This is a genomic window from Salinivibrio sp. MA427, from assembly GCF_001996115.1.
Classification (GTDB): Bacteria; Pseudomonadota; Gammaproteobacteria; order Enterobacterales; family Vibrionaceae; genus Salinivibrio; species Salinivibrio costicola.
The window spans coordinates 1-10583 of sequence record NZ_MUFH01000156.1 but is presented as its reverse complement, the minus strand read 5'-3'; the positions used below and the strand labels follow the sequence as shown (position 1 = coordinate 10583).

Annotated in this window: 6 protein-coding genes and 1 pseudogene; 2 read left to right on the top strand and 5 right to left on the bottom strand. The window is 51.1% G+C overall.

Annotated features, from left to right (window positions below):
* Together BZG79_RS10420 and BZG79_RS10415 are read right to left on the bottom strand one after the other, a co-directional pair.
* Nucleotides 1-675, bottom strand: a pseudogene (locus tag BZG79_RS10420) (alpha-amylase); the annotation flags it as partial.
* Nucleotides 676-786: 111 nt separating this feature from the next.
* Nucleotides 787-3747 (bottom strand): EAL domain-containing protein, encoded by a 2961-nt coding sequence (locus BZG79_RS10415; RefSeq protein ID WP_077774343.1) that lies wholly within the window; start codon nucleotides 3745-3747, stop codon nucleotides 787-789.
* 232 nt (nucleotides 3748-3979) lie between these two features.
* Here BZG79_RS10415 and BZG79_RS10410 point away from each other — a divergent pair, with 232 nt between their 5' ends.
* Nucleotides 3980-4738, top strand: a complete 759-nt coding sequence (locus BZG79_RS10410; protein ID WP_077460376.1) for a sulfite exporter TauE/SafE family protein — start codon at nucleotides 3980-3982, stop codon at nucleotides 4736-4738.
* A gap of 59 nt (nucleotides 4739-4797) precedes the next feature.
* Here the strand turns inward: BZG79_RS10410 and BZG79_RS16690 are convergent, their stop codons facing one another.
* The 3 genes from BZG79_RS16690 to BZG79_RS10395 form a co-directional block, all read right to left on the bottom strand.
* Nucleotides 4798-6951 carry a DNA topoisomerase III gene (locus BZG79_RS16690; RefSeq protein ID WP_077774342.1) on the bottom strand — a complete coding sequence of 718 codons (2154 nt, stop codon included), beginning with the start codon at nucleotides 6949-6951 and terminating at the stop codon, nucleotides 4798-4800.
* 115 nt (nucleotides 6952-7066) lie between these two features.
* The gene (locus tag BZG79_RS10400; RefSeq protein ID WP_021022292.1) at nucleotides 7067-7615 is read right to left on the bottom strand and encodes an NAD(P)H nitroreductase; all 549 of its coding nucleotides are present in this window, start codon (nucleotides 7613-7615) and stop codon (nucleotides 7067-7069) included.
* Between the two features lie 72 nt (nucleotides 7616-7687).
* Entirely contained in the window at nucleotides 7688-9700 is a 2013-nt protein-coding gene (locus BZG79_RS10395; protein WP_077774341.1) for an NADPH-dependent 2,4-dienoyl-CoA reductase, read from the bottom strand.
* 215 nt (nucleotides 9701-9915) lie between these two features.
* Here BZG79_RS10395 and BZG79_RS10390 point away from each other — a divergent pair.
* A partial coding sequence (locus tag BZG79_RS10390) for a S49 family peptidase (protein WP_199877720.1) occupies nucleotides 9916-10583 on the top strand: 668 nt, incomplete at its 3' end.

Sequence of the window (10583 nt, the reverse complement as noted above, 5' to 3'; positions counted from 1 at the left end):
GCTGTGATCGTTACTCGGATCGCCGTTACTGAATCGGTCCACCATGACAAAATAAATGTTTGCATTGCGATAGGTAAAATCTGGCTCTGGTGCTGTAACCGGGGCGAGCAACACCAACCCACCACTTTCAGAGGCTGGGGTGAGCGTCACGCTGTGATTTTTCACCGTGACAACCTGGCCACTGAGCGCCTCTTTTAATTGCGTGCCATCGGCAAAACTCTCTCCCAAAGAGAGGGTGACCGGCCCACCTTGATAGCGGTGACACTGGACATCGGGCAACGGGCGTTTAAACCTTGATGCGGTCTTTTTCGGTTCACGTTTAACGCGGATTGTTTCCGTCTCTGGCTGATAATAAAACCCGTAATCCCCAGCAAAACGCACGGTAAGTTCAAAGTTTGTCTGATCTTGGCAAGAAAGCGGAATAGGCGTATTAAATTTCGCGTTCTCGGGAGACGCGGCCTGACAGTCACCTGCTATCCCTTCCACACTGATTTGGTAGGTGTTCTTACCTAACGAGAAGACCGCTGGGGCGTTGGGATCAAGCGGTCGATCAGACTGTGTCGTTGCTGTGGTTACCGTGATATGCGGGGCCGCCGCAGTGGAAAACGACGCTGCCATAGTCAACGAGGCCGCTACCGCGATGGCCAGCCGCTGTCGAGGAAAGAAAAAAGTCATGATTGTGCTCCTTGCCATTTTCTATCAGGGTAAAAAAACAGCAAGGCATTGACATCATTCCTGCCTCTGCGCCCTAAAATTGTGAGCGATGACAGTTAGAGGAGGAGCCGATTACGCGCCGCACTCTCCCTCTGGATCCAGACCTAACAATTCGCTCATCTCCACGGCGGGAATAGGACGGCGATAGAGAAACCCTTGACCAAAGGTGCAGCCCAATTCATGCAAAATCGCCTGTTGATGCAAGGTCTCAATGCCCTCAGCAACGACCCCCATCCCAAGGCTATCGGCCATGGCAATCATAGCCGACACAATTGCCACTTCTTGTTCATCGGGTGATTGGCTTTGTATGTCTTTAATGAAATGACGATCAATTTTTAATTTTGAAATGGGGTAGCGCTTGAGATAAGCCATCGATGAATAGCCAGTGCCGAAATCGTCGATCGCAATCCCAACCCCTTTATCACGTAATTGCTCCAGCACTTTTAACGCGTTGGCTTGGTTTTCTATCAAGGTATTTTCGGTAATTTCTAACTCTAAAAAGCGCGGATCGGCGCCGGTGCGGTCCAAGGCCTCAAACACCACTTGCGTAAAGGCCACGTCGGCAAGGTTGCGCGGCGAGATATTCACCGCCATAGACACGTTGAGGCCCGCATCCTGCCAGGCTTTTAATTGCTGACATCCAGTCTCAACCACCCACTGTGTGATATCGTGGATAATCGAGCGCTCTTCGGCGACATCAATAAAGTGAAACGGTGATAACAGCCCCCGCTCTGGGTGATGCCAACGCAATAACGCCTCGACGCCAATAATATCGCCGGTCACCAGATCGACCTGGGGTTGGTAATATAATTCTAACTCTTCATTTTGCACACACTGACGTAGCTCGACCGCCAAACGTAACTTGTGATTCGCTTCTACCGTCAACGCATCATTGTAAAACGCATAGGTGTTTCGCCCCGATTTTTTCGCGTGATACATCGCCGAATCGGCAAAGGTCAGCAGATCATCGGTACTCGCGGTATTCTCTGGATATTGGGCAATGCCGATACTGACACCGATTTGAGCGTCGATCCCACCTTTGAGCATAAACAGGCGATTCATGGCATGGATCACATCTTCAGATAAGCGAATACAGGCATTATCATCAGCATGAATCACCCGTAGGATCACAAATTCATCGCCACCGAGGCGGGCTAAGGTATCGCCCTCCTCTAACAGACCCTCTAAGCGCTGACTGACTAATTTAAGGAGCTCATCACCGACGGTATGGCCATGGCTATCATTGACGAACTTAAACTGGTCAAGATCGAGAAACATCAACGCCAGCTGGTTACGCTGGACCGATTGCCTATTCATCGCTTGACGAATGCGCGACGTAAGCAGCAGGCGATTCGGTAATCCGGTTAGCGAGTCATAGTGGGCCAAATCAATCAGTTTTTTTTCTGAGTCTTTAAGCTGGGTGATATCAGAGAAAACACCGATATAATTCACCACGTCACCGGCGTCATCTTTTACCACACTGATTGAGAGAAGCTGTGGATACACGATACCATCTTTGCGGCGATTCCAGATTTCGCCTTTCCAATGTCCCTCTTGATGTATCTGCTGCCACATTTCGGCGAAAAAATGTGCGTCATGACGGCCCGAATTCAGAATGGATGGCATTGCGCCGACGACATCCTCTTCTTGATACCCGGTGATCGCACTGAAGCCACCATTGACGGCGACGATAGCACCTTGCGCATCCGTGATCAGCACCCCTTCGCTCGATTGCTCAAAGATTTTCGCATTGAGCATCAACTTACGTTCAACCTCTAACCGTTCAGATACATCGTGGATAACCGAGAACAGCAGACGTGCGTTACCAACGGTGATCGGGGATGAATGAACCTCGACCTGGCGACTCTCACCGTTTTTTAGCCGATGTTCAAAAATAAAGCAGTTTTTCTCGCGCTGTCTCGCCTGTGAAAGGCTCTGCTTGAGGGTGCTGTCGACTTGTGTATTAATCTCGTTGATACGCATCGCTGTGAGCGTTGCATGGTCATAGCCATAAAAACGTTGGGCACTGTCATTAGCATCTAAAATTTCGCCACTTTTGGCATCCAGTAACATCATCACCGCATCATGGCGTTTAAAGATACTCCTAAAGCGGTAACTATCATCAACCATGCGACCAATCGACTGCGCAAAGCTGCGTCCAGCATTTAATCGAGCATATAATCCGCCGAGCCAAAACCCTAAGATAATCAAGCCAACTCCCCATACCATGGGGTGAGGGTGCAAACTTTTCCAACCGTCTTGCGGGATCCCCAATAAGCGCCAGTGGCCGGAAGGCAAGCTCACTGCGACGGATTCAGGGGACTGCGTTAAGATCGAAGGCTCACCGTAAATGGGGGTAAACCTCCCCTCGGCGGTCGATTTTTCTTGCAACACCACACGCACTGGATACGCCTCGCCTTCGGCAAAGCTTGCGGAGAAAAGGCTATCAATATCGAGCACCGTGGATAACACGCCCCAGGGTAACCCTGTGTTTTGATTGATGATCGATTGACGTGCAATTAAGGCGGTTCCGCCTTGAAGAAGATCGACCGGCCCTGAAATCACGGGCTCACTGGAGGCATACGCCGCACGTACACTGGCTAATTGCTCAGGCACATCATGGTAACGCGTCCCGACTAACGATGATTTTAGGTTCTCAGGATACACATGGCTGATCACCCAATTACGCGCGGCACCAAAATTGAGGATATGAGGAGATTTGGCTTTTAACTGGCTGGCAAAGCGAGAAAATTGGTCTTGCGTCAGATCTGGATTTAAGCTGATATAGGTGGTCAGTCCATGACTTAAATCGACATTCTGCGTCACTTTAAGCTCAATCCGCGAGCGGTAGGCCAACAAGGCGTTACGAACGTCTTTTACTTCTTGGTCATGGGCTTGTTGATATAGCCAAAACTCCACGGAAACCACCGCAAACATGAAGACCATCACGGAGATAACCACATTATAAATGAATCCGACTCGCGCCGAGCGGCGGGCGACTTTATCAAGTGCCGATGGAACAGCTTGCTGCATGACCTGGTACAACCTTATCTCGCCCTGCTTATGGAGCGAACATTAACCAAAAACCTCAGGTGTAGCACGTGATTATAAAGGGCATAGAGAGAATCGCCAGTGTTACCGGTCAGTTTCACCGCATTACACAGGCTCAGTATGCGTAAGATCAAACGGTTACATACACACATTGGCGATACAATCGAACCGCCTTTATCCAAAAAACACAAGAGATTGCAAACAAGGAGCGTGTATGGCGATCAGTCTCGAATACAGTTTTATCTTGGTGAGCTTGGGCGTGATCGCCGGGATTATCAATACCCTCGCGGGTGGTGGCTCTAACCTAACATTACCTGCATTGATGGTGATGGGCATGCCTGCCGATGTCGCCAACGCCACCAATCGGGTGGCGGTATGGCTACAGTGTGCGTCAGGGATGAGCGGGTTTCGTCAACATGACAAGCTCGATACTCAGGATATCATTCCGGTATTGATACCGAATTTAATCGGGGGCTTGTGCGGCGCATTGGCCGCTGCATGGTTGCCAACCAGTTGGGTCAAACCCTTGCTACTCGGTACCTTGCTGACCATGACGGTAGTGATGCTGGTTAAGCCAGCCACTTTTGGCCCCCCCGCCGGTACGCCAGTCAAAAAGGTGGCTGACACACCCACCGCATGGTTTGGTCTTATGCTCGCAGGCTTTTATGGCGGATTCGTACAAGCAGGGGTCGGATTTGTTTTGCTCGCCGCGCTATGTGGCACCTTACACTACGACTTGGTCCGTGGTAATGCGCTCAAACTGGCATGCACCTTAGCTTTCACCTCTCTTTCACTGTTGGTATTTATTGCTGATGATCTGGTCCGTTGGGCGCCAGGGCTGATCCTGGCGATAGGGACCATGGTCGGGGCACGGATTGCGGTACGATTTGCTATCTCCGCGAACCCCAAGCTATTAAAACTCTTTTTATTTGTGATGACGTTGGTCGGTTGTCTCGCCGCCTATTTATTTTAGTGGCAGCGAGTCTGTTGTCGGGCGATCACTGCATTTTTTGCTCGAGTATACTGGTGCGGTTATTGTGTCGCGGTCTTACCCGTTGATTTCGCCGCTCCTTTACGACGAGTGCTGGTGCGCCGTGTTTTACGTTTAAATGTTTTTGCCGGCGCAGCCGGTAAACCTTGCAAAGAGGCAGGCGGTGGTGAGGTTTTTACACTTTCAATCAAGCCCGCGACCTTGTCGGTTAACGCTTGCATAAAGGGGTGATACGCGCATTGTCGGTCCGCCATATCTTGCAGCTGCCGCTCCCAATCAGCGGTCATATCCGGGTAGGTCGCACTGTCGGGTAAGGCATCAATTAATCCCGTTCCACTGGCTGTCGCATGAAGTGTTTTTCCTTGTCGATTCAAAAGACCACGTTTTACCAACAGCTCAATAATCCCAGCCCGAGTGGCTTCGGTCCCGAGCCCATCGGTTTCTCGCAGTATCTCTTTCAGTGCTTTGTTTTGCACATAGCGACCAATGCCGGTCATCGCTTGTAACAAGCTGGATTCGGTAAACGCAGCCGGTGGCTCGGTCATGCAGTCTTTAATGTCGCCACGCTCACACTGCGCTTGCTCACCTTTCTCCATTAAGGGCAAAGGCGTGGCGTCACTGTCTGCGGTTTGCGTGGAGGGCAATAGCGCGCGCCAGCCCGCTTGAGTGAGCACCTTGCCTTTGGCAATAAAACAGCCACCGGCAATATCGAACACCAGTTTTCCTTCTGCATACTCGGCAGGCGGATAAAACTGCATCACATATTGGCGCGCCACCAGCTGATAAATTTTCGCTTCATCGCCTGACAAGCTCGCAGGCGCAGCTTTCGCGGTTGGAATAATCGCATGGTGCGCACCGACTTTGGCATCGTTCCATGCTTTGCCTTTGCGTTTTGGATCCGCATTGTCACAAGCCTGGATCAGTGTCTGACACCCCTTTTTAATCGCTGCCAACACCTTGGGCGCCTCAGCGAAGTGCCCTTTAGGTAAGTAACGACAATCCGATCGCGGATAGGTAATGATTTTGTGGCGCTCATACAGTTGTTGACACACATCCAGGGCTTTTTGGGCGCTAAAACCAAATCGCTTTGATGCGTCTATTTGCAAGGCTGACAAGTTATAAGGCAGTGGCGCCGCTTGCTTTCGCTGCTGACGTTCCGCGTCAGTGACCGTGGCTGGCTGCCCCGTCNAGTAACGACAATCCGATCGCGGATAGGTAATGATTTTGTGGCGCTCATACAGTTGTTGACACACATCCAGGGCTTTTTGGGCGCTAAAACCAAATCGCTTTGATGCGTCTATTTGCAAGGCTGACAAGTTATAAGGCAGTGGCGCCGCTTGCTTTCGCTGCTGACGTTCCGCGTCAGTGACCGTGGCTGGCTGCCCCGTAATTCGATAGGCGACATTGTCGGCGAGTGACCGAGAAAGTACGCGCCCTTGCTCGTCTTGCCATTTGGCGCAGGCGTCACTGGGCTGCCATCGCGCGCGTATTTCACTCCCTTGATGAGCCATGATGGCGTCGAGCTGATAATACGGATGGGGAATAAAATGTTTGATTGCTTGATCGCGTCGCACCACTAGGCCAAGCACCGGCGTTTGTACCCGCCCGACCGACAATACGCCTTGATAACCGGCCTGTTGCCCTAGCAGGGTATAAGCGCGCGTTAGGTTCATCCCATAGACCCAATCGGCACGTGACCGAGCTAACGCGGAAACAGATAAGGGCATGTAACCTTTATTGTCTTGCATGTTGCTGAGTGATTTTTTCACCGCAGAGAGGTTTAAATCACTGATCAAAAGGCGTTTTATATTGGCTTTTTTGCTCTGACTGACCTTCGCATAGTCAATCACTTCATCCACCAGCAGCTGCCCTTCGCGGTCTGGGTCGCCGGCATGAACCAGCTGATCAAATTGCTTAATCAGTTTTTTAACCACGGACAGCTGGCCCGAGGCGGCTTTGCGTGGGCGCAATTGCCATTGTTGAGGCACAATAGGAAGGTCAGCCAGATGCCATTTTTTATAGCGGCTGTCATAAGCCTCGGGCTCGACTTGTTCGAGTAAGTGACCAATACACCAGGTGACCACATCGCCTTGCCCTGTTTCAATGTATCCTTTCTGATTTTTATGAGGCTTAGGCAGGCCTGCGGCAATTGCGCGCCCTAAACTCGGTTTTTCCGCAATAAATAATCGTGCCATGACAGAGTCTCTTTATCAGTCGCTGTCCGCATGGTATGCAAAGCACGATCGAGGCGCAATAAAAAACCTGTACATATGCACAGGTTTACTCGATTAACCAAGCCCTTCTCGTGACTTAAAGATAAGAGACAAACTGGCTAGTATCGCGTTTAGGCGCATTAGCCGCCGCACAATCAGGCGTTCCTAAGTACAAAAAACCCACGATATGATCATCGCCTTCAACGGCTAACGCCTCTCTCACAGCGGGGTGGTATGCAAATGCGCCAGTGCGCCAAAAGCCCTGATACCCTTGTGCGACCGCTGCCATTTGCATCGCATGCGTCGCACATCCCGCAGAAATATGCTGCTCAATGGTCGGTACTTTGTCATGCACACGTGTACGCGCAATCACGGCCACCACCATCGGGGCCCGAAAGGGTGCGTTTTTGGCATTTTTCACTGCCGTTTCATCCGCGCCGTTGGCCTGTGCTGCCTCGGCTAAAATGGTTGAAAGCCGCGTCAGCCCATCGCCCTCGCAAATCACAAACTGCCACGGCGTTAGTGCGCCATGATCAGGGGCTCGTAATCCTGCTTGAATAATGTTTTCTAGTGCTTCACCGCTCGGCGCTGGCGCTGCTAATCGTGGCACAGAGCGGCGCTTTAATAGCAAATCAAGTGCGTCCATGGTTTATCCTTTTTAACCGTTTAGTGCTCACTGCATGAGCGGATATCAGCATATTAGCACAGACTCCCGCCGCTAAAGCGCCAAGGCTGTCTCAATCCCCTGGCGAATGGCTCGCTTCGCATCGAGCTCTCCCGCATGCTCGGCACCACCAATTAAATGGTAAGAGACATTGGCATCATCAAGCTGCTCGGCCAACGTATTCACAGATTCTTGCCCCGCACACAAGATGATCTGGGTGGCAGGGATCAGGTGTGCTTCTCCTTTAACACTGATATGCAGGCCTTCATCATCAATTTTATGGTAGCTCACGCCACCGACAAGATTCACACCACGCTTTTGTAACGTTTTTCGATGGATCCAACCGGTGGTTTTGCCCGGACCTTTTCCGACTCGTCCTTCGCGACGCTGCAATACCCACACCTGCTTGTCGCTAAGCGTATCGTGCCCAGGGTAGAGTCCGCCTTCGTGGGTAATAGTCTTATCGATTCCCCACTCATTGAGCCAAGCGTCCAAACTTTGATTTTTGGGTTCGGTAATCATGGTCGCGACATCAACGCCGATCCCACCAGCACCGATAATGGCGACATGGCTCCCCAGCTCAGGCTGTTCACGAATAAAGGTTTGATAATCAATAACGCTCGGGTGATCAATGCCTTCAATGGCGGGACGGCGTGGCTTCACACCCGTGGCGACAACAATATCGTCAAACGCACGCAATGTATCGACATCAGTGGCTTGATTAAGCTTGACCGTCACGCCTGCTTTTTCCAATCGTCTAAGGTAGTAGCGAATGGTTTCTTTAAATTCTTCTTTTCCCGGAATCGTCATCGCTAAATTAAACTGGCCGCCGAGCCGATCCGCTTTTTCGAACAAGGTCACGTCATGTCCGCGTTCAGCCGCTTCAGTGGCACAGCTTATCCCGGCCATTCCGCCACCAATTACCGCCACTTGTTTCACTTGGCGTACAGGCGTTGCCACGAGCTCGGTTTCATAACAAGCTTTAGGGTTAACCAAACAACTGGCACGCTTGCCTTTAAAGACATGGTCCAGACAGGCTTGGTTGCAGGCAATACACGTATTAATGTCATTCGACTGGTCGGCTTTGGCCTTCGCAACGAATTCAGCATCGGCTAAGAATGGGCGCGCCATGGAGACCATATCCGCTTGCCCCTTGGCGAGAATCGACTCGGCAACCTCTGGGGTATTAATACGGTTACAGGTGACTAACGGCACCGATACCTCGCCTTTTAGTTTTTCAGTGACCCAGCTAAATGCGCCTCGTGGCACCTGGGTCGCGATAGTAGGCACTCGCGCTTCATGCCAGCCAATACCGGTGTTAATAATAGTGACGCCTGCGTTTTCTAGGCCTTTCGCGAGCGTGACCACGTCTTCAAAGGTATTGCCTTGCTCGACCAAATCCAGCATCGACAGACGAAAAATAACGATAAAGTCATCACCGGCCGCTTGACGCACCGCTCGCATCACTTCAACCGCAAACCGCATACGATTGTCGACTGGCCCGCCCCATTGGTCATAACGGCGGTTGGCGCGGTGGCAGAAAAACTGATTGATCAGGTAGCCTTCAGAGCCCATGATCTCGACCCCGTCATAGCCAGCTTCGCGAGCAAGCGCGGCACTGCGGCCAAAGGCTTTAATCGTACGCCAAATCGCCCGCTCGCTCATTTCAAACGGGGTGAACTTACTGATTGGCGCGCGAATCGCTGACGCACTTTGGGCAAACGGATGAAAGGCATAACGACCGGCATGAAGTAATTGCAGCGCGATTTTGCCGCCATTTTCATGAACGGCTTCGGTGATCGCGCGATGTGCACGCGCCGCGCGTCCAGAGCTAAACTGGGCACTAAATGGGGTTAGACGGCCACGAAAATTAGGCGAAAATCCGCCTGTTACAATGAGCCCCACCTCACCTTTGGCTCGCTCAGCATAAAAGGCCGCCAATTTTTTAAAACCATCGTTTGCTTCTTCAAGCCCGGTATGCATCGATCCCATCAAGACACGATTTTTCAGGGTAGTAAACCCAAGATCGAGCGGGGCTAGCATGTGGGGATAAGGGTGCTGTTCCATCGCTTGCTCACTTATTGTTGTGGTCTGACCAGACTATAGCGCTGACGGACACGTGATTTCAAACATTCGTTTACAAGCTGGCAACATGAAATCGTGAATTATTGATCTGGGTAGGACTTTCGCTCGGTATTATAGAACAATGACGCGGTTGATAGCCTATCGATCTGAGCTCTGATCAGCTAGGATATCAGCGACATGCACCGATGGACTCACGTATGAAAAAACTGTTTCGCTTTATTGCATCCCTATTCCGATGGTTGTGGCGTATTCTCAGTTTCGCCCGCCAACTTTTGTTAAACGTCCTTTTCATAGGCGTGATCGTGGCAATCTACTTTGCTTTTACTGCCGATACGCCGCTGACCTCAAAGGACCCCGCTACCGCAAAAGTGGCGCAAAGTGAGCCAGAGCCACGGGCGCTCCTACTCAATATTGACGGCCCTATTGTTGAACAACAACAGCGCTTAAGTCCTGTTGATACCTTATCTCGCAAYGCGCTCGGACAACCGRTWGAAACCGARAACGTRYTSTTTGATATYGTYGATACCRTSCGCCATGCCGCGACGGATGAACAGATTAATGGCTTAGTTTTAAGCCTAGGCGATATGCCTTCTACTAGTCTGACCAAGCTACGATATATCGCCAAAGCCATCGAGGACTTCAAAGACAGCGGTAAACCTGTGATTGCAATTGGCGGCACCTACAGTCAAAGCCAGTATTACTTGGCCAGTTATGCCGATGAAGTCCTGATGTCGCCCAATGGTATGGTGATGTTGCAAGGTTACGGCAGTTACAACTTATATTGGAAGGACCTACTCGATAAGCTCGATGTGAGCACACACGTGTTCCGAGTCGGTACTTATAAGTCATTTGTGGAGCCATACAC

Excerpts from the sequence above, each read along its gene's own strand:
- BZG79_RS10415 (WP_077774343.1), bottom strand. The coding sequence starts at position 3,747 with ATGCAGCAAGCTGTTCCATCGGCACTTGATAAAGTCGCCCGCCGCTCG.
- BZG79_RS10410 (WP_077460376.1), top strand. The coding sequence starts at position 3,980 with ATGGCGATCAGTCTCGAATACAGTTTTATCTTGGTGAGCTTGGGCGTG.
- BZG79_RS10400 (WP_021022292.1), bottom strand. The coding sequence starts at position 7,615 with ATGGACGCACTTGATTTGCTATTAAAGCGCCGCTCTGTGCCACGATTA.
- BZG79_RS10395 (WP_077774341.1), bottom strand. The coding sequence starts at position 9,700 with ATGGAACAGCACCCTTATCCCCACATGCTAGCCCCGCTCGATCTTGGG.